The sequence below is a fragment of the Paenibacillus sp. FSL H7-0690 genome (assembly GCF_037980415.1).
Taxonomy (GTDB): Bacteria; Bacillota; Bacilli; order Paenibacillales; family Paenibacillaceae; genus Paenibacillus_AQ; species Paenibacillus_AQ odorifer.
In genome coordinates this window covers 2340439-2360365 of sequence record NZ_CP150281.1, presented here as the reverse complement: position 1 = coordinate 2360365, position 19927 = coordinate 2340439, and the positions used below count along the sequence as shown (strand labels likewise).

The following is a 19927-nucleotide window of genomic DNA, read 5'->3' as shown; positions in this document are numbered from 1 at the left end:
GTAATAATAACTATTAGTCCTTTTTCGAATACAACAAAAATCCGGAATCCCACCTTCTGGATTCCGGATTTCCACCGTTAATTTACTAAGTATCTATTCCTCAGCAGCCGCAAGGAGTTCTTCAACAGGCCACGGAAGTGGATTGTTGAACTTTGTCCAATCCTGCTTCAGCTCCTCCGCTGTCAGCAGACATCTGTCCAATCTGGCTTCGAGTTGTGCCTGATCTATATTTACACCGATAAATACGATTTCATTTATTCTATCGCCCCACTGCTCGTCCCATTTTGCCCGCAGCTCAGGTTCGCTTTCCAGCACCTCCAGCTGCTGATCCTTAGGCATTGTAGCCAACCAGTAACCAGCAGGTCCGAACTGAATGGAAGGTCCTGCCTGACTTACAGTAGCTGCAAGATCACCTTTTGCCGCTACCCATGCCACCCCTTTTGCCCGAACGACCTCTTCCGGCCAGTTGCTAAAGAAAAAACTTAATCTTTGCGGGTGGAACGGTGTTCTCCGGCGATAGACGAAAGAAGAAATCCCGTATTCCTCCGTCTCAGGGGTATGGGTCTCTTTATTCAGCTCGGCGATCCAACCAGAGGATAAGCTTGTTTTCTCAAAATCAAACAATCCGGTATTTAGAATTTCCTTTGGATCTACTACGCCGTTAATTGTACGGATCAGCTTAGCAGACGGCTGAAGCTTACGCAGCACAGCTTCAAGCTTATTGAGTTCATCTTCTTTCAACAGATCGCACTTATTAAGCAGCAAGACATCACAAGTTTCGATCTGATCAATAAGCAGATCCACAATATCGCGGAAATCCCCTTCTCCAGCCGTTTGGTTGCGGTCCATCAGACTATCACCTGAGGAGAAGTCATGCCAGAAACGCCCAGCATCCACAACAGTCACCATCGTGTCTAATTGAGCAAGCGAAGTCAGATCAATATCCAACTCGGGATTGGCATAGGTAAAGGTCTGTGCTACTGGTACAGGTTCGCTAATGCCTGAGGATTCAATCAGGATGTAATCAAATCGCCCTTCCGCAGCCAGTTTTTGTACTTCGACAATCAAATCATCACGAAGTGTACAACAGATGCAACCATTGGACATCTCAACCAATTTCTCTTCAGTCCTGGAAAGCGTATTTCCGGACTTCACCAGATTCGCATCCACATTCACTTCACTCATGTCATTTACAATAACAGCTACTTTAAGACCGTCACGGTTGTGCAGAATATGATTCAACAATGTTGTTTTCCCAGAGCCCAAATATCCACTGAGCACGGTAACAGGGAGCTTTTTCAACTATACCACTCCTATCGTTTATAAAATCAAGATTAAAAACATCCGCCCTTAACGGGTTTCGCGATGTAAGGTTACTCTCTTTAGGCGTGGACAATATTTTTTCATTTCCATACGCCCTGGATGATTTCGTTTATTCTTGGTAGTGGTATAGTTGCGATCTCCTGTCTCCGTACATGCCAAAGTAATGATTACTCTCATCGTTTCCATCTCCTTTTTATTAAATCGTAATAATTACGATTAACACATCGTACACGGTTTATTCACAATCTGTCAACTATGATCTTGTAAAAATTTCAACTCTCTTAATTTTGTGGTCTTTCTGGTGGACAAATTACGTATAGATGGAATTATAAAAAATATGATTCTTGTAATTCCTAGAGAATCAGGCAGGAGTGGAGATCATGAAGATACCAGTAATTATTTTGAGCGGGTTTCTGGGGAGCGGGAAGACAACTCTGCTGTTGTCCCTGCTGAAAGAGAGCAAGGTAAGAGGGCTGAATCCAGGAGTAGTAATGAATGAACTGGGCAAACGAGATGTGGACGGGTATATTTTGCAGGAGCATACCGGTACAGCTGTAACTAAACTGCTGGACGGATGCGTATGTTGTAGCCGTAAAGAGGATTTGGCAGATAGCCTGATGGTGCTGCTGAGAGGACGTCCAGATGCCATTTATATGGAGTTGACCGGCGTCGCCGATCCTGAAGAAATCGCCAAAACGTTGCAGGAAACTCCTCTACAGGATCTGGTGGAGCTGCACTATACCATCACTCTGTTAGATGCGGAAAATGCTCTGGAATATAACAGCAGACTCTCCTCTGACAAACAGCTCGTTCGGACCCTGCGTAAGCAGCTTTCCACAGCTGATCTTATTGTCGTTAATAAAAGTGATCTCGTAGAACCGGAAACCTTATGGCGAATTGAAAAGGGAGTTCGTAAACAAAATACGGAGGCTGAAATTGTGTACACCCATTACAGTGAAATCAACCTGTCTCCGATATTGTCAGGAATTATCCCACGTAAAATCATAGCTCCGGCTCCGCAGCGAGCGCCTCAAACCTTCAAAGGAGCATCACTGAAACAAATGCATTCAGAGCATGGGGGAACCGCTGTAAAAGAGCTGCATGAGGAGCAGCATGCTTCTTTCTCGCAGGTAACAGCCATCACGTTAACCATTCCGCAGGTAAGGACAACTATGCCTTCTAAAGAACGCCTAGAGGCCTTCTTCCAAGAATGGGGTGACAACCTATTACGTGCCAAGGGGCATATTCTTTTGTCCGAACAGGAGCCGGTTCAGCTTGTTCAATATGCGGGGATGCGTACTACCTGGGAAGCCTCTCGTTATCCTGGTATGCCTTATGTAGTGTTCATCGGGATGAATATAGATGAAGAACAGCTGGCAGATCGGTGGTCCGCCTTATTCGAGTTTTGACTACCTTTTCACCATTAAAAATACTGCCGTTGCTCCTCCCGATCTCGTTCCTGATTATCATTGGTTTTGTATGGCTGCCGTATCATCTGGAACTGTTGGATAATGCGTACATCGACACCTTCAAAACCGCTTTTATCGGCATATTGCTGGAAGCCTTGCCGTTTGTATTAGCAGGAGCATTGTTATCTTCACTGCTTCGCGTCTTTATCCCGGATGAAATGATTTCTCGGTGGATTCCGCGGCGACCTCTTCCGGCCATTCTGTTCGCATGTCTGCTCGGAATTATTTTCCCGGTCTGCGAATGTGGAATGATCCCACTCGTCCGCCGGCTTATCCATAAAGGTATGCCTGTTTACGTGGCTATCGTCTTTATTTTGTCCGGACCGATCCTAAATCCTGTCGTCTATGGGGCGACCATGACAGCATTTCGCAGCCACTCGGAGCTGGCCTATGCCCGTATGGGTCTGGCGTTTGTTGTAGCCTGTCTCATAGGCTTGATAATCTACGCAACGGTCAAAAAATCTCCCATCCGCCTAAATGTTCAGCGTGAAACGGGGGAAGCTCATCAGAATAATTCTCGCGGGGGAAAAATAGCCGCTGTCTTCGTCCATACCTCAGATGAGTTTTTTGAGATGGGGAAATATTTAATTATCGGCTGCTTGTTAACCGCTGGTATTCAGACATTTATGGTTCAAGACAGTCTGGCCGCGATCGGAGCTAAGCCGCTGGGGTCATATTTCTTCATGATGGGACTGGCATTTGTGCTCTCGCTCTGCTCCACCTCAGATGCCTTTGTAGCTTCCACCTTCGTACATTCTTTTCCATCGGGGGCTCTGCTCGCTTTTATGGTATTCGGACCCATGCTGGATTTCAAAAATTCATTGATGTTGCTCTCACTGTTTAAGACCAAATTCGCTCTTTATTTGTTCTTTCTGATCTTCGCAAGCGTGTTTGTTGGGGCGGTATTCATGTCCTTGTGGCTGTAATTCATAGAGGTGGTAAGCTGTTGCTTACAACATGGGTAGGAGGATAGAGCATGAATGACTCTCGTAGCATCCGGTTTCACTATTTCTTAAGGGCGGTCATTCTGCTCGCTTTCGCCCTCTATATCGGGCATCTGGTACAGCAGGACGCTTTGCATTATTATGTAGCTCCTAAACTGGCACGCTGGGTTCAATTATGCCCAATCCCGCTGACACTTATGGCGCTCAGTCTGACCATACAGGCTTTATTTGGCAAAGGTAGTGTTCTCTGTGACTGCGAGCATCGGCTCCCACATTCTTTTTTCAAAAGTACAGCGCTATATGGATTATTCCTTTTTCCACTGCTGCTCGGATTTCTTCTTCCTGATCGCGCATTGGGAAGTATGGCTGCTGCTAAAAAAGGAATCTCCCTATCCTCCTTGCCCACTGAAGCTAAAAATTCCGCGAGATTCGAGTCCATTGATCCTTACCATGAAGAGCTTACCGAGCTGGCCAAGATCCTTTATGCACAACCTGTGGTCCCAGTTTATTCGGCGATTTTCTCCGAAACTTTAGGTGCGCTTGAGCTGTACAAACAACAATTTGCAGGCAAAGAAATTACTATTTCCGGCTTTTTATATCGTGATCAAGGTGAACATTCAGAGAATTCTTTTGCCATAGGTAGATTTCTGGTCCAATGCTGTACTGCCGATGCTACACCTTTTGGGATATTAGTGGATTCCGGCAAGCTAAAAAGCCTGCCTACCGATACCTGGATAGAGGTCCGGGGCAAGCTTCAAGTTGTTCCCTATAAAGGTCAAGAAATTATGCAAATTAGTGCAGAGTCTATTACACCTATCAAACAACCCGTAACACCTTACATCTACACCAGTCCTGACTCTATCACCGCATGGAAGGAGCTAGAAGGTTCATCTAAGATTACTAAATAATCGCATCTAGCTCATCCTCATCATTCTCAGACTTATTAGGATTAAATACTTCTACCATAATACGAGCTGGAATACAGATAATTTGCTGTTTGGGTCTTGAGATGAACCCCATTTCCAAAGCAATTCTTAAGGGAGCATCAGAATAGGTCATTTGGATTCCATAATCAAACACCTTTAGCGTATTGTGGCCGAATTTCGTTTGAATATCTATAATTTGTTCTTCTTTAGTCAAAGAAACGGTTTTGTACTCTTTACCGTCCACCGTAATTATAGCTTTCAAATCCCCTTGCTGATACTGCTCATTGCTGCTGTCCCACCACTTCATGCCATAAATCAAGCCCGCAGCTAACAAGGCTATCACAATAATTAAAATATCCCCGCGCTTCATTGTTAGCAAGATAAGAATCCTTTCATGACAAATAATATACGTAATGATTACGATTAATATCAATATATTAATCATAACCTTATTTGTCAATGATGCTCACCTAAACGAATTTGGGCAGACCACTCTCTTAATACCCGGTCGAGCTCTTTTATCGAGATGGGTTTAGAAATGAAATCCTGCATTCCAGCACTAAGACACATCATCTTATCTTCATCTCTGGCAAAGGCTGTAGCCGCAATGATAATTGGATTCAGCCCAAGCTTCTCACGTATGATTCCTGTTGCTTCTATTCCATCCATAATAGGCATCTGAATATCCATAAATACCAGATCATAATGATTGGAAAGCACAGCCCGAACTGCTTCCTCACCATTTAAGGCGATGTCAGGAACATATCCCCTCTTTTTCAGATACGCCTGCATAAGCTGCTGATTCACAGGATGATCTTCAGCAATAAGAATGGACATCGGTCCATATTCACCGGTAGTTAACTCTTTAACAGTGGATTTATCATTTCTGACCAAATCCGTTGAGGCGTTGACGGTCAATTTCTGATCCCATTCCTCTTTGGGTAGAGAAACCTCCACTGTAAAATAAAACTCCGAGCCTTCATTCTCACAGCTATTTACACCGATAGATCCGCCAAGAAGCTCGGCCAGCTTTTTACTAATGGCAAGGCCAAGCCCTGTTCCGCCATATTTACGATTGATCGACGGATGCAATTGCGAGAAGGATTGAAATAATAGACCTTGGCTGGAAACTGGAATCCCCAACCCAGTATCTTTTACAACAAATTTCACGATAAGATTTCCGGATGCCTCTGAGGCTTCTAGCATAACAGAGATACTGATTTCACCTGTCTCCGTAAATTTCACTGCGTTCCCAACCAGATTTACGAGAATTTGACGCAATCTCGCCCCATCAGTCATGATGACGGCTGGAAGCTCAGGAGATAACTCGCTAGTAAGTAAAAGCCCTTTTTCCTTAACCTTCGGATAAAACAGTTCACAAACGTTCTGTATCACTTCATGCAAATCCACCATTTGCAGTTCAAGCGTCATCATGCCTGCTTCAATTTTGCTGAAATCCAGCACTTCATTCAGAATATGAAGCAATGCCTCTCCGCTTTTGTTAATGATCTGTGTGTAGTAGCTTTGCTCTTCATCCAGCTCCGTCCCAGATAAAAGATCAGCCATCCCAATAATACCGTTCATAGGCGTACGCAGCTCATGGCTCATGATCGCTAGGAACTCCGATTTTGCCCGGTCGGCTTCCTCGGCAGACTCCTTCGCCCGCACAATCTCCTTCTCCTCCGTGATATCACGAAAGACGACAACCGCCCCAATCCGTTCATCACCATCAAACAGTGGGGTCATTCGATATCTGACTAAAAAGCTTGAACCATCCTGTCTCCAAAACACACCCTCCCTATCTTCAATAGTGAGATTATTAGAGCGCGACGGAAGCAACGTCTTCTGAATTCCTGTAAAAGACTCGTTATCCAGCCAGGTTTGGTGAATCGCATGAAATTTGCTGTTTCCCCACTCAGTAGGATCGAAACCCAACATAGTAATGGCTGCTGGATTAATGAACATCGTGTTGCCTTCAAGGTTCATCCCAAATATGCCCTCAGAGACCGAATTCAAGATCAAGGCATACTCGTTACTTAATTTCTGTATTTCTTCAAAATGACGCGTACGTTCCCCAATGTCGCGGGTTACACAGACAAGCTCCTGATTCCCGCAGGTCTCAGAGTAAATATACCGCAGTGTCGTTTCTGTCCAAATACAGGTTCCGTCTTTGCAAATAAACCGGAGAATAACAGGCTCAAGCTTCTTCCCCTCCATACAATTGCTGAGATATGAAGTTAATTTGATTCTGTCCTCCGGATGTATGTAATCAATCCCTCTAGTTCCGCACATTTCTTCTGGTGCATAGCCAAACATAGTCTGGCAGATGGGTGAGGCATACAGATAGGTAAAGCTCCCGTCCGCTGCATTACGTGAAATGAAGTCCATAGAATTTTCTGAGATCAGACGATAGTTCTGCTCACTTTCCCGCAGTTGTTCTTCCATTCGTTGACGTTCGGTGACATCCTGGGCTATCCCGCTGATCTGCAGCAGTCTTCCTTCTTCATCCGTAATCACTTCCCAGTGCGCATCCAGAAATTTCAGCTCTCCATCCGCACTATGAATACGGACCGTTACTTCGCCATTAGTCCCATTCTCCATGGATTGATGTACTAACCTTTCAAGTCTGATGAAATCGTCAGGATCAATGCAAGCAAAAACACGTCTGTAATCAAAATAAGAATGATTGCTCTCATCTTCCAAAAAGCCAAAAATATTACGCATCTCTCTGGAAACCGTCAGCCGTGATTTTGTCATGTCCCATTCCCAGGATCCCATCTTCGCAAGGTGTTGCGCTTTAGCCAGCATATCCTCGTATTTCTTGCGCTGAGTAATATCGCGACCAATGGTTAATATCTGTTTAACGTTCCCCTGCTCATCACGTACCACTTGGGAAGAACTCTCGATCCACAAATAATGTCCATCTTTATGACGGGCTCTACGAGTAAATACGTCCGTATCGGAATATATCTTACCTTGTTCAATCATCTCTAGAGCATCATCTACGTGATAATACTCGGGTCTTTTGGTACCTATCATTTCTTGTGCAGAATAACCTAATAGCAGCTCCACTGAGGGAGATACGTAGTGCAGTGTCCCGTCAGGATCGCCAAAAGAAATCATATCCGGTGTATTTTGCGTAATCAAATTATATAACTGCTCATCTTCCTGAATCTTTTGTTCAGCAAGTTTTCGGTCAGTGATATCCGTTAACTCAGAAATCAGGACATAGGGTTCACTGGAGTTCTCCTGATAGATTAAAAATATATGTTGGGCTACCCAGATGATTTCTCCATCCTTACGCAAGAACCGCCGTTCTTTCTCCAATGCAGTCCCAGGCTCAGCTAGCAAATCGTTCAGGATAACGGAATGATCGTTATTAGTTTTATCTTCCGGATACACAAGATCCAGATAATTTATATTCAAAAGATCTTCTTCTGCATAACCAAACATTTGGCATAGCGCAGGATTCGATTGTAATAACGTCCCATCCTTTGGAGAGACTACCGCAATCCCGATAGAAGACCGTAAGTATAGCTGTTTAAAAAGAAAATCAGACACCTGTAAGCCTCCTCTTTTGAAAATGGGGGACTATATTAACAAACTTGTAATAATTTCAGTATACCTTTTTTTCGGTAAATAAGCTTGATAGTTGAGTCCTAAATGATAGACTGGTAACTTTCGCAGTAAAACTCCGCAAAAATAAACAGCAAGTCTCCCTCTGAAAAGGAAACTTGCCGTGTGTGCATGTTACAACTCTAAAGTCCTATTCTATTATCAAATTTTCCAGCTGAAGCTTCTTAATTTTCTTACGGATAGGTGCACCAATAATTAAAAAAACAAGACCTAACAAAATCAACATACCGCCCATTATTACGTTTACCATGCTGAGATTCTGTGATGAAAAAGAATAATTTATTACACCAATCATCACATTAAATAGGCCTAAAATCAACTCTAGCCACATTACAGATTTCCATAACCTGTTGATTCGCTTATAGTGTTTTATTCTGGATTCCAGATCTGTGTAAATATCAAACGGACCTTCCACTGACTTCTTTCTAAGGTAAACCCAGCGCATGTAAGTACTCACACAATCTATACCGTTTTCCTCTAAAAACTTGAGATATTTGATGCTATCCGGATGATCCGGCAAGTTATCTAAAAGCTCAATTCTATACGTGTACTCATTATTGGGGGTCTCTGTAAACACATATTTGCACCAAGATAATTCTGATAGAGCCATCCCCTTCGCAGACATTTCATTAAGCCACTTTTCTTCCTTCTCATAATCCCAAATCAGCTTGCGAACCACATGTTTCATTTGGACTCACCTCCAGCTATTCTCTTACCATTGGCTATCAATTCTTCCAGACGGATGATCTCTCCCTGAATCACTGACTTTCCTAAGCCGGTAATTTCGTATTCTTTTCTACGAGAACCTTGCTCCCCTTCCACTCCTTTTATCCAGCCTTTTTCCAGTAAAGTGTTAAGTGCTCCGTATAAAGTGCCCGCGCCCAGATCAACCCGACCGTTACTTAAGTCCTTCACATTCTGCATAATTGCGTATCCGTGCATTGCTGTATATAGAGACAATAAGATATAAAATACAGCTTCAGTTAATGCGCCTCTTTCTGTGCTTTCAGGCATCATTTCATCCCCATTCTATTACTGTTGTCGATATATCGGCTTCCGTAATACCATTATTACGGAAGCCGATATAATTGTCAATACAAAAACACCCATTTTTTCATCGCAGCGATTATGAGCGCAACAAAAAAAACACCTAGCACTTAGCTAGGACGGATTTGTTGGGGGGCTACTCAGCAGCTAGATACTCCCACCGTGGCACCTATTCCTTCTTCATTATGAAGTATCGGACTGAGATGCCGCTATTTCCGAAAAATAGCGTGTTTCAGCTTACGTTCGGACTCAGATGCAGCTATTCGTCTCCAAACACTCGCTTTTCACACGATTCCTTAGCAATAAGCGCTATGCAGTCCGAAACCCCTGTAAAATGTGCCAAAAATCAATAATAACGGCCATACGGTCCGTTAGCAGACACTGTTCGTACATATACTAAAACTACAAAAGTCTATACAAAAAATAGGCCAGATAGGATATGTAAAAAAGGAACATACCCAACCTGACCTATTCTTTATTTTGTTCTGCATAGTCTTTTATGGTCTCTCTTTTGAGGCATTTTTAACCATGACACCTAGTACATTTTTAAACGTTTGAAGATCCTGTTCGGAAATATTGGTGATCGTATCATCTTTAAACTTTTCGGCAACCGGCAGTAAATCGAGATAGATCTGTACTCCCTTATCTGACAATTCCAACTGCTTGACTCGCTTATCCGCATGGGTGCCAGAGCGATGCAAGAAACCCTCAGATTCTAATTTTTGAAGCAGCCTGACTACGCTGGGCTCTTTTATAGACATTTTATCTGCTAGTTCTCTCTGGGTAATGGATTCACTGGTATAGATGTAATACATCGCAATCCATTGGCTCCGGGTCATATTATACGGCCGAAATTCCTTTTCCAAGGCTTCCGCGAATATTTTTGCACTACGGTTTGCAATAAAGGCCATACAGTCATCTAAATTAAACACTGTTTACACCAACCAATCCCAACTGTTTTATCTTAAAATAATCAACTCTTTTCTAATTTATTATAGCAAAATATATTAAGGAAGCTGAACATACTTTTCAAGTGATCACATAGTTCATTTATTTAGGCTGCAGCAGGATCCGTCTCCTGAGATACATAGAACAACTTATCCTTGATGCAACGCCCCAATTCCTAAACCGAATGCAGCTTCATGAATTACTTCCCCAGTAGTTGGATGGGCAAAGATTGTCTGTGTAATCTGTTGTTCCGTAAGCCCATTGGCAATCGCAAGTGTAAGACTACTAATCAGAGAAGACGCATCGGGACCAATGATAGACCCTCCCACAATCTTTCCGGAGCCATTATCTTTGATTAATTTGATAAAACCTTCCGGTTCATTCATTGTCAATGCTTTTCCGTTACTTGCAAAAGATACCTTACTCACACGATAGTCCAGCCCATTCTCCTTACATTCATCTTCCAACAGCCCGACGCTGGCAATCTCTGGAGAGGTGAAAATTACATTCGGTACCGCGGAATAATGCATATCTTGGGATTCACCGAGTAAGGTGTTTACAGCCGTAATGCCCTGATGTGAAGCAACATGAGCAAGCTGAATAATGTTAGTTACATCGCCAATCGCATACACATTTTCTACATTCGTACGCATTTGTTTATCAACGGCAATACCTTTACCACGTTCATTTAGTTGAATACCTGCTTTTTCGATATCCAGACCCTCTAGGTTAGGCTCTCGTCCAATAGCGACCAATACTTTTTCACTAACTAGCAGATGCTCACCCTCACTATTCTCGTAGGTTACAATCGCCTGACCATCATCCGCACGTTGGATTTTGGAAACTTTGGAGTTGGTGTGAATATGAATCCCAGCCTGCTGAGCTAAACACATAATTTCTACCGAAATATCACTGTCCAGCATCGTTAGCAGACGGTCCATAAATTCTACAACATGAACTTCAACTCCTAGGTTACGGTAAATGAAGGCGAATTCCATGCCGATAACCCCACCACCGATGATAGTTATTACCTTTGGTAACTCTTCGCAGGCGAGCGCTTCAGTACTGTTCATTACAAATGGCAGATCAATTCCTGGGATATTCACCTTGGAAATCCTCGAGCCTGTTGCCACAATGATATTTTTTGCTGAAATATGGTAACTATTTTCGCCGGTTACCTTCACTTCATGCGCCGATAGGAACGAAGCGTGGCCGCGAACAACCTGAACACCGTTTTTTTCCATTAAATAACCAACGCCGGAGACCAATTTCTCTTTGACTTCATTTTTACGACGAATAACCTGCTTCATATCCACTTGAAGATCAGATCCTGTTGTTATACCAAACAAAGAGGAGTTTTTTATTTCATGACAGATTTCAGATGATTTGACTAAAGATTTTGTAGGGATACAGCCAACATTTAAGCAGGTACCTCCTAATTCTTCTTTCTCAATCATCGCTACCTGAAGTCCTTTTTTTGCTGCATAAATAGCGGCAACGTAACCTCCTGGTCCTGCTCCAATGATAAGCAAGTCAGGGTTTATAGCATGAGTTTGTTGCACGGCGACTGCAGGTTGTGGGACAGATGATTGGACCGGAGCCTCCACCTGGATCGGATTTACTTCAAATAAGACTTGATTTGAGGCAATCTCGCTCCCCTCTTCAAATAATATATTGATAATAATACCCTCTTCTGCCGCTTCAATCGATCTGTTGCCTTTTCCAGTTTCAATCTGTACCAAGGTATCTCCTGCAGATATCTTGTCTCCGATATTTACATTTATCTTGCCTGCTTTCCCCTTTTTGCCACCTGGAATCATAGACATTTTTATTTCCATCGTTATGCTCCTCATATCCTTGAGGGAACTCATAAAGAGCCCCCTCAAGCGAATGTATTAGTGAATGACTACGCCTGCTTTTACCAGCTTCACACCGTTAGCAAGACAATCTCCAACAGGACATGTCTTCTCGATAAAGTCAGCAAAAGCATCTGCCTTTTCTTGGCTTTCGTTGGTTTTAAAATGCATAACAAAACGAATTTCTTGGAAACCATTTCTCACATCTGCAAGACCCATGAAACCATCCGGATCTAAGTCTCCTTCAAGTTCAACATAAAATTCTTCGAAGCTAAAATCGTTAGCATCTGCAAAGGCACTAGCGACAATGGACTGACATGCACCAAAGGCACACAATAACGCCTCGACGGGATTCAAACCAACATCGGTCCCCCCCAAATCCTCTGGTTCGTCCATAATAATCTTAAAACCTCTAGAATTGGTTTCAACTTGCATTCCATTAGGCAGTTTTTTAGCTGTCGCTTTAAAAGTAGTTAACATATGTATTACCTCCTCCTTAAGATTGTGAAAATAATAACATAGTAATCGGTGAATATCAATACTTAGCTAAGTAAGTATTTTTTCGAAGAAGAACTTGAACCTGATTCAATAAAAAAAAACAGGTTTCCAATCTACCTGAATAGGTAAATCAGAAACCTGTTTTTGTTGATAGGATGCGGTCAAGAGGACTCGAACCTCCACGATATTGCTACCACTGGCACCTGAAGCCAGCGCGTCTGCCAATTCCGCCATGACCGCATATTATGTAACTGGCGACCAAAACCGCCTGTACATAATACTATACTCCCTCTGCACTTAAAACGCAAGGTTTTTGTGTTTTTGAAATAGGCTTCATATAGACTCATAGGCACAACCAATCAATATTATTCAGTTTATATATTTCTATTATAAAGCCTCCTATGGTACAACATAGATAAAGTAAGGCGCTATGACGGAGATGTCGGAATAATCGATCAATAGAAAGGATGAATACTTATGAACCAGCAGTGGAATACCCAAACCTATGATACTGATATGGCCTTTGTGTCTCAGTTTGGAGAATCATTAATTGAGCTGCTTCACCCACAGCCTGGCGAACAGATTATCGATTGGGGCTGTGGAACCGGGGATTTGGCGGCAGCCATTGCTGCTAGGGGCGCCACTGTGACAGGTATTGATGCCTCTGCCGAAATGATTCAGACAGCCAGTGACAAACATCCCCATCTAAGCTTTGTCTTAGCTGATGGGCAAACTTATGTCGCGGAACAGCCAGTCGATGCTGTGTTCAGCAACGCTGCCCTTCACTGGCTAACAGACGCAAACGGAGCGGCGGCGTCCATCGTGGCCAGCCTGCGGGTAGGCGGCCGTTTCGTGGCCGAGTTCGGTGGACTGGGTAATATTGCTTCCATCGTCGCTGGCCTTCCACAAGCTTTTGCAGCCATTGGCTGTAGTCATAAGCTGCATTTGCCCTGGTACTTTCCAAGCGTTGGCGAGTATGCAACTCTACTAGAGAAGCACGGACTGACCGTGGACCTCGCCCTTTGTTTTGACCGGCCAACACCACTGGAAGGCTTGGAGCAAGGATTTCAGCGGTGGCTGAATACTTTTGCCGATGGAATCTTAAGTGTGCTCACACCCACCGAACGCGCAGAAGTTCTCTCTTCTATGGAACAGAAATTGAAACCCAAGCTATATCAGGACGGCCGCTGGGTAATGGATTATCGCAGAATCCGGATTGTTGCTTACAAACGAAGCTAGAATAGATAAGAAATACTTCTCATGTTCAATAGCCAAAAAAAGAGTGCACTGGCGCTTAACACGCGCTAGCACACTCTTTTTACACGGGATCCTATTTTCTATCTCCAACGTACCGATCACTGCCAGCGCCAAGTCCCACAACCATCAACAGCACACTTGCACCCAGCAGTAAAATCAATGGCACCGTCCAGCTGTTCGTTACATCATGCAGCCAGCCGAATAATGCCGGTCCCATTGCTGCCAGTACATAACCCACAGATTGGGCCATTCCTGACAGCTCCGCCGCTTCTTGCGTGCTTCTTGTTCTTAGACTGAAGAACATCATCGCAAGACCGAAGGCAAATCCTCCGGCAATACCAAAGCATACCGCCCAGACAGCCATTAAAGCGCCGCTGCCCTGCCAGATGCCACCTAATGCGATAAAATAAAGAACAGCAGTGATTATAACTAGAATACGTTGGTTCTTCATCCGGCCTGCCCACAGCGGTACGAAGAAAGTAAAGGGTAGCTGTGCCAATTGCATGAGCGAGAGAAACCAACCCGCATTACTCGACGACATTCCCCGTTCACCAAGGAGAACCGAAAACCAGGCAATAAAGACGTAATAAAGCAGTGACTGTAAGCCCATAAAGATCGTGACTTTCCAAGCAAGAGATGAACGCCACATATTTTTGCTTGAGGCTGCACTCTTAGAGCCGGTTCCTTGATTAAGCTTACGCATTTGCGGAATCCAGAACACTGTTGCTAGAGCTGCGATCATAAACCAGATAGCCAAGGTCCCTCTCCAACCGAATCCAGCATTCGTTGCCAGCGGTACACTAATTCCTGAGGCAATAGCTGCGCATAAATTCATAGAAACCGTGTAGATACCTGTCATTAGCCCGATTTTGTGAGGAAACTTCCCCTTAATAAGACCTGGAAGCAGTACATTACACACGGCAATAGATAATCCAAGTATAGCAGTACCTGTGAACAACAGACCTGCTCCAGATCCCGAGCGAATTAGAATTCCCATAGCCAGCATGACCATGGCAACTAATAACACATTAGCTAAACCAAAACGGCGGGCCAGCTTTGGAGCAAACGGGGACAAGATGGCAAAAGCCAATAATGGTAAAGTAGTAATAGCTCCTGCTAGAGTATTGGATAAGCCGAGGTCATCCTGAATCAATTGTATTAATGGACCCACAGAAGTAAATGGAGCCCGCAGCGCTGCAGCGATAAAAATAATTCCCAGCACAAGCAGCCAGCGATCATATTTGCTGTCCATTAAGCTATTATTCTGAATGTGTCCTTCGCTTTGTGAAGCTTTCATCGTGTATCCTCCTAAATTACAAACAAATAACCCCGCCAAGCACAGAGCTTGTCAAGGATTTGAAATATTTTAAACACTATGAACCATCATCTACTATTCTATTAGAAGTTACAACCCTTAAGTAATTTTATACCCGAATTATTGACAAAACCGCTGACCATCTTTAGTATCCATATCATCGGGTAGTTGAGAATCAATTTCATTTGAACTCATATTTAAACCACAGAAAAGAGTGAACAGAATGCTTCGAAGATTTTTTTCCTACTATCGTCCGTATAGAAAATTATTTATATTGGATTTCTCCTGCGCTGTTTTTGCGGGACTGCTAGAACTGGCTTTTCCGGTAGCCGTCAATAAATTTATTGATGATTTGCTTCCTGGTCAAGATTGGCCGCTTATTCTTATCGCTTGTGTTGCGCTGCTGGCGATTTACGCCTTAAATACGGTGATGCAGTATATTGTCACTTACTGGGGTCATATGCTGGGCATAAATATCGAAACTGATATGCGCAAAAAAATGTTTGACCATATTCAGAAACTCTCGTTCCGATTCTTTGATAATAATAAAACAGGCCATCTAATCGGAAGAATCACCAATGACTTAAATGATATCGGCGAAGTGGCGCATCACGGTCCTGAGGATGTATTTATTGCAATCATGACCCTTGTCGGAGCCTTTCTCCTAATGGCTGATATTAATCTGAAGCTGGCGATTATTACTTTTATTATCGTTCCAATTATGGCTTGGGTAATCATCTACTTCGGCCGCAATATGACTTCAACTTATCGCCAGCTATTTGGAAATGTAGGCAGTTTCAATGCCCGTATCGAAGATAATGTCGGCGGGATTCGGGTCGTGCAATCTTTTGCCAATGAGCAGCATGAACAAGAGCTATTCGCAGTAGATAATCAAATGTTCCGCAAAACAAAACTTATGGCTTATAAAATCATGGCTAGAAGCTTGTCCGTCAGCTATATGATGACCCGCCTCATTACCATCCTGGTGATGATCTGCGGCGCATGGTTCTTTATCAATGGCGAGCTGCAAATCGGTGAATTTGTGGCGTTTATCTTGTTGTCTAATATCTTCTTCCGCCCTATCGAGAAAATCAATGCCGTGATCGAAAGTTATCCTAAAGGAATTGCCGGCTTCAGACGTTATCTGGAGATCATTGACACGGAACCTGACATCAGTGACAAACCGGATGCCGTGGAGATCAACGCTTTGCGCGGTGATATTACATTCCAGGATGTATCTTTTGGATACGAAGAGAATCGTCCGGTTCTGCAAAATATAAGCCTTAACGTAAAGGCTGGCGAAACCATTGCCTTTGTTGGGCCGTCCGGCGCAGGCAAAACAACAATCTGCAGCCTGCTTCCGCGCTTCTATGATGTCACAGCCGGGGCCATCACGATTGATGGCATCGATATCCGTGACATGAAGCTGGAATCGCTGCGCAAACAAATCGGGATCGTGCAGCAGGATGTTTTCCTGTTCTCCGGGACAATTCGCGAGAATATCGCCTATGGGAAACTGGATGCAAAGCTGCCTGAAATCTGGGAAGCTGCGCGACGTGCTCATCTGGAGGAGCTCATTCAGAATCTGCCAGATGGAATGGAGACAGTCATCGGGGAGCGCGGTGTGAAGCTGTCCGGTGGACAAAAGCAGCGCCTGGCTATCGCTCGCATGTTCCTCAAGAATCCGCCGATTCTGATTCTGGATGAAGCTACTTCCGCGCTGGACACAGAGACCGAAGCCGCGATTCAGCAATCCCTGGCTGATCTGTCCGTAGGCAGAACCACACTCGTCATCGCTCACCGTTTGACGACGATCAAAAATGCCGACCGGATTATGGTCGTGAATGAAGAAGGAATCGCTGAACAAGGCAGACATGAAGAATTAGTCCATGCTGGTGGAATTTACAGCCGTCTGCATCAGGCACAATATAACTTTTAAAAAGTAATTTGCCACAGCTGGGCAAAAATGAAGCAAGCCTAGTCACCATGTTTTTGGCGACTAGGCTTGCTTTTTCACGTAACTCCTCTGTTTGCAGCAAACGTGATGCTTGATTAAGGAATTCCTCCCTGATTTTCTTTGGTTTATTGCTCTAACCCCTGCAATCAGGGAAAACCTCCCGCAATTCACCCCAATTTACTCATAATAGTGGAATTCAGGCGATATTTAGGGAGGATTTCCCTGAAAAGCTAAGTAACCAGCAAAAATTGCTATTTTCAGGGAGGTTTTCCCTAAAAATTAAAAACGGCACAATTAAAGCTCAGTTCTCCTACTTTCGCTATTGCGGCTCTGTTCCCCATACCAGCACCCCGTTCCGATAAAGGGTCACCTTGTTCCAATCCGCATAAGCGGTCTGAAGTGAATTAAACGAATAATCATTGGCCTCGTTAAAATTGCTCCAATCTGTCTTGTGTATCCGGGTCTGAATATCCCCGGAAGTTCCTCCAGCGGCAAGCATGCCCGCACCTGCGTTGAATTTCACTTCCAAATAGTAATCTGCTCCCGTTCGAGGCGTGTCCAGCTTTACAAAGCTGCCTGCTACCTTGCTGTTGCCGATCTGGGCATAATCACAGAAAAAGGATTGCGGCTTGTCTCCATCGATCGTATACCAGTAACGGATGCTCAGCTCGCTAAGATCGACTGCAGTTGTGCCGTTATTTTTAATATTAAAATAGGGCTTCATCTGGTTGTCATTTGGGTTAGTATCCGCTGTCCGATACGCCACTGCAAGCCCGGTGACCGGTTCGACAGGCCCCGAGCCTTGCGGTGTAGCCATCGCTTGTACAGAATTGCTGCTCGTACCCGCACTATTGACAGCATTCACAACATAATAATAAGTCGTTCCGTTGCTAACCGCCGCATCGCTATAGCTCGTCCCGGTAGCCGTAGTCAGAGTGGTATAAGGACCACCACTCGTAAGTGACCGTTTCACCGTGTAGGAAGTTGCGCCCGCTGAGGTGCTCCAGCTAAGATTCACAAGCCCATTGCCTGCAGCTGCATTCAAGTTAGCAGGAGCTGCTGGAACTACGGGAGCTGCCACTGTCTCCAATACGGACCAGTAGGCCGGCTTAGATTGAAGGCGCTCATCAAATAATAAAGGCCAATTGTTACGGGCTACCGGATAAGTGCGCAGCCAAGTATTACTGTCATCCTTCCCCCAGAGAGTGACATTCGTGACCGTATCCGTGTGCCGCAGGAAGATCTCAAATAATGATTTGTATAAAGCCGCTTGGCGCTGCTTCAAATTATCAGGGAAGGTCTCATAGGCTTGAGAATTATCAGAATACACACTAATATCCAGCTCAGTAATATGAGTTTCCAGCCCTAAAGCCTTGAACTTGATAATCGAATTTTCGATTTCAGAGAGCGAAGGATAATACAAACTAATGTGCGTTTGATGCCCTACTCCGTCAATAGGAACCCCTTTAGCCTGAAGTCGTACAATCAGATTGTATAGCGCTTGGCTTTTGGCTGGCTCATGGGTATTGTAGTCATTGATGAACAGTTTTGCGTTAGGATCAGCTTCATGAGCGAACTGGAACGCCTTCTCAATATACTCTTCACCCGCGATCTGATACCACAGGCTGCGGCGCATGCCATCAGATTGCGAAGTGTCAATCACTTCATTAACGACATCCCAAGCATAGATTTCACCTTTATAACGTTCCATAACAGTCTTAATATGACTCTTCATCCGTTCATATAACACCGTTTTGGAGACCAAATTACCGCTGGCGTCACGGAACACCCAATCCGGTGTCTGCGAATGCCAGACTAGGGTATGTCCACGTACCTGCTGTCCATTTGCGGTGGCAAAAGCTACTGCCGTGTCAGCTTCAGCGAAATTAAACACACCTTCCTGCGGCTCCGTGCTGTCCCATTTCAGAACATTTCCTGGCGTCACACTATCAAAATGCTTGGCCAACAATTGCCGATCCGGAGCTGTCAGCAGCTCACTATTCGTAAACGCCGAGCCGATCAGAAATTTGTTTGCAAACACATCCTTCAGCGAAGGAATCGCATCCTCGATGACAATTGGACCGAGATCGGGTAGCTTTTCCAATCGAAAATCATCCAAATAAAAAGAAGTTGTCGCGCTAGCCGGCACTTCAAAATAAATAGAAAGCTGATCTGCCGGCTCCAATAGCTTGTACTGCGCCTGAAGCTTCACCCAACCGTTCGCTGTCACTGCACCAAAGGTCAAATTGTCATAATGAATGGTAGAAGGTAATGTCCGCTGCAGTGACATATAGATATTCGCGTTAGATGATCCGGCAGGCAGCTTCACCCATCCAATAAACACATAAGTTTGTCCTACTTCCAGCTGGCTAGTCACATCCAGTGAAGGTCCATGCCACGTTTTTGTTCGGCCGCTTACCTCCAGGCCATATGTGCCGCTGCGTGCCGCATCTGTTTTAGCTGTAAGCACCTCAACTTCCCCACGTCCATTCCAGCCCTGAACAGTGCCATCTTCAAAATCGCTTTGCTGAATAAGCGTGTTCTCCGCATGTGCGGGTGCAGCCCAATACACAGGTACAAGCAAACATAAAACCAAAACAAAATTAAGCGCTTTCAAAAAAGTTCCTTTTTTCATCGCTTCGATTCTCCCTTCTGAATTAGGTTCGAACCTTATTGCTTCGATACTTCCTGTTCCCCGATACCGCTCGGGCCACACCACCTTCCTCATAAAAAAAATCAGAGCCTATCCTC

Annotated in this window: 16 protein-coding genes and 1 tRNA gene; 5 read left to right on the top strand and 12 right to left on the bottom strand. The window is 44.3% G+C overall.

The window, feature by feature from the left end; all coding sequences use genetic code 11:
- Nucleotides 1-93: 93 nt before the first annotated feature.
- The gene (locus MHI32_RS10150) at nucleotides 94-1302 is read right to left on the bottom strand and encodes a GTP-binding protein (protein ID WP_076125069.1); all 1209 of its coding nucleotides are present in this window, start codon (nucleotides 1300-1302) and stop codon (nucleotides 94-96) included.
- Between the two features lie 48 nt (nucleotides 1303-1350).
- Nucleotides 1351-1500, bottom strand: coding sequence for a 50S ribosomal protein L33 (rpmG, locus tag MHI32_RS10145; protein WP_076098468.1), 150 nt, complete (start codon nucleotides 1498-1500; stop codon nucleotides 1351-1353).
- Nucleotides 1501-1703: 203 nt separating this feature from the next.
- On the opposite strand from rpmG, the gene MHI32_RS10140 reads away from it, so the two are divergent.
- The 3 genes from MHI32_RS10140 to MHI32_RS10130 are packed head-to-tail and all read left to right on the top strand — an operon-like array spanning nucleotide 1704 to nucleotide 4644.
- Nucleotides 1704-2732: a GTP-binding protein gene (locus MHI32_RS10140; protein ID WP_036679372.1), complete on the top strand. Its 1029-nt coding sequence runs from the start codon at nucleotides 1704-1706 to the stop codon at nucleotides 2730-2732.
- Nucleotides 2729-3718 carry a permease gene (locus tag MHI32_RS10135; RefSeq protein WP_248549273.1) on the top strand — a complete coding sequence of 330 codons (990 nt, stop codon included), beginning with the start codon at nucleotides 2729-2731 and terminating at the stop codon, nucleotides 3716-3718. Before MHI32_RS10140 ends, MHI32_RS10135 begins: the two co-directional genes overlap by 4 nt.
- A gap of 50 nt (nucleotides 3719-3768) precedes the next feature.
- A complete protein-coding gene (locus tag MHI32_RS10130) occupies nucleotides 3769-4644 on the top strand; it encodes a TIGR03943 family protein (RefSeq protein WP_339281911.1) in 876 nt (291 codons plus the stop codon).
- Here the strand turns inward: MHI32_RS10130 and MHI32_RS10125 are convergent.
- From MHI32_RS10125 to MHI32_RS10090, 8 genes are all read right to left on the bottom strand, one after another.
- The gene (locus tag MHI32_RS10125; RefSeq protein ID WP_036679457.1) at nucleotides 4637-5032 is read right to left on the bottom strand and encodes a NusG domain II-containing protein; all 396 of its coding nucleotides are present in this window, start codon (nucleotides 5030-5032) and stop codon (nucleotides 4637-4639) included. The two genes, MHI32_RS10130 and MHI32_RS10125, sit on opposite strands and share 8 nt — an antisense overlap.
- Nucleotides 5033-5118: 86 nt before the next feature.
- Nucleotides 5119-8223, bottom strand: coding sequence for a PAS domain S-box protein (locus MHI32_RS10120; RefSeq protein WP_340012283.1), 3105 nt, complete (start codon nucleotides 8221-8223; stop codon nucleotides 5119-5121).
- A 205-nt stretch (nucleotides 8224-8428) separates the two neighbouring features.
- Nucleotides 8429-8986 carry a DUF2812 domain-containing protein gene (locus MHI32_RS10115; RefSeq protein WP_076125063.1) on the bottom strand — a complete coding sequence of 186 codons (558 nt, stop codon included), beginning with the start codon at nucleotides 8984-8986 and terminating at the stop codon, nucleotides 8429-8431.
- On the bottom strand, nucleotides 8983-9312 hold the full coding sequence (locus MHI32_RS10110) for a helix-turn-helix transcriptional regulator (protein WP_076125061.1): 330 nt from the start codon (nucleotides 9310-9312) through the stop codon (nucleotides 8983-8985). The genes MHI32_RS10115 and MHI32_RS10110 overlap by 4 nt, the downstream gene beginning before the upstream one ends.
- Nucleotides 9313-9842: 530 nt before the next feature.
- Complete coding sequence (locus tag MHI32_RS10105; protein WP_312149251.1) at nucleotides 9843-10256, bottom strand: MarR family transcriptional regulator; 414 nt, start codon at nucleotides 10254-10256, stop codon at nucleotides 9843-9845.
- A 186-nt stretch (nucleotides 10257-10442) separates the two neighbouring features.
- The gene (lpdA, locus tag MHI32_RS10100; protein ID WP_076125057.1) at nucleotides 10443-12131 is read right to left on the bottom strand and encodes a dihydrolipoyl dehydrogenase; all 1689 of its coding nucleotides are present in this window, start codon (nucleotides 12129-12131) and stop codon (nucleotides 10443-10445) included.
- Nucleotides 12132-12188: 57 nt separating this feature from the next.
- Complete coding sequence (locus MHI32_RS10095; protein WP_076125055.1) at nucleotides 12189-12629, bottom strand: OsmC family protein; 441 nt, start codon at nucleotides 12627-12629, stop codon at nucleotides 12189-12191.
- A 174-nt stretch (nucleotides 12630-12803) separates the two neighbouring features.
- A tRNA-Leu gene (locus tag MHI32_RS10090) sits at nucleotides 12804-12887 on the bottom strand.
- A gap of 237 nt (nucleotides 12888-13124) precedes the next feature.
- On the opposite strand from MHI32_RS10090, the gene MHI32_RS10085 reads away from it, so the two are divergent.
- A complete protein-coding gene (locus MHI32_RS10085; protein WP_076125053.1) occupies nucleotides 13125-13886 on the top strand; it encodes a methyltransferase domain-containing protein in 762 nt (253 codons plus the stop codon).
- A 91-nt stretch (nucleotides 13887-13977) separates the two neighbouring features.
- On the opposite strand, the gene MHI32_RS10080 is transcribed toward MHI32_RS10085, so the two are convergent.
- Nucleotides 13978-15156, bottom strand: a complete 1179-nt coding sequence (locus MHI32_RS10080; RefSeq protein WP_248549329.1) for an MFS transporter — start codon at nucleotides 15154-15156, stop codon at nucleotides 13978-13980.
- Between the two features lie 286 nt (nucleotides 15157-15442).
- Between MHI32_RS10080 and MHI32_RS10075 the strand changes: the two genes are divergently transcribed.
- A complete protein-coding gene (locus MHI32_RS10075; RefSeq protein WP_076125049.1) occupies nucleotides 15443-17158 on the top strand; it encodes an ABC transporter ATP-binding protein in 1716 nt (571 codons plus the stop codon).
- A 337-nt stretch (nucleotides 17159-17495) separates the two neighbouring features.
- Here the strand turns inward: MHI32_RS10075 and MHI32_RS10070 are convergent, their stop codons facing one another.
- Nucleotides 17496-19811, bottom strand: coding sequence for an endo-1,4-beta-xylanase (locus tag MHI32_RS10070; RefSeq protein ID WP_340012282.1), 2316 nt, complete (start codon nucleotides 19809-19811; stop codon nucleotides 17496-17498).
- Between the last annotated feature and the right edge of the window lie 116 nt (nucleotides 19812-19927).

Bases quoted from the DNA above. Each gene is read 5' to 3' on its own strand.
- rpmG (WP_076098468.1), bottom strand. From the start codon at position 1,500: ATGAGAGTAATCATTACTTTGGCATGTACGGAGACAGGAGATCGCAAC.
- MHI32_RS10140 (WP_036679372.1), top strand. From the start codon at position 1,704: ATGAAGATACCAGTAATTATTTTGAGCGGGTTTCTGGGGAGCGGGAAG.
- MHI32_RS10130 (WP_339281911.1), top strand. From the start codon at position 3,769: ATGAATGACTCTCGTAGCATCCGGTTTCACTATTTCTTAAGGGCGGTC.
- MHI32_RS10125 (WP_036679457.1), bottom strand. From the start codon at position 5,032: ATGAAGCGCGGGGATATTTTAATTATTGTGATAGCCTTGTTAGCTGCG.
- MHI32_RS10115 (WP_076125063.1), bottom strand. From the start codon at position 8,986: ATGAAACATGTGGTTCGCAAGCTGATTTGGGATTATGAGAAGGAAGAA.
- MHI32_RS10110 (WP_076125061.1), bottom strand. From the start codon at position 9,312: ATGCCTGAAAGCACAGAAAGAGGCGCATTAACTGAAGCTGTATTTTAT.
- MHI32_RS10105 (WP_312149251.1), bottom strand. From the start codon at position 10,256: ATGGCCTTTATTGCAAACCGTAGTGCAAAAATATTCGCGGAAGCCTTG.
- lpdA (WP_076125057.1), bottom strand. From the start codon at position 12,131: ATGGAAATAAAAATGTCTATGATTCCAGGTGGCAAAAAGGGGAAAGCA.
- MHI32_RS10095 (WP_076125055.1), bottom strand. From the start codon at position 12,629: ATGTTAACTACTTTTAAAGCGACAGCTAAAAAACTGCCTAATGGAATG.
- MHI32_RS10085 (WP_076125053.1), top strand. From the start codon at position 13,125: ATGAACCAGCAGTGGAATACCCAAACCTATGATACTGATATGGCCTTT.
- MHI32_RS10080 (WP_248549329.1), bottom strand. From the start codon at position 15,156: ATGGACAGCAAATATGATCGCTGGCTGCTTGTGCTGGGAATTATTTTT.
- MHI32_RS10075 (WP_076125049.1), top strand. From the start codon at position 15,443: ATGCTTCGAAGATTTTTTTCCTACTATCGTCCGTATAGAAAATTATTT.
- MHI32_RS10070 (WP_340012282.1), bottom strand. From the start codon at position 19,811: ATGAAAAAAGGAACTTTTTTGAAAGCGCTTAATTTTGTTTTGGTTTTA.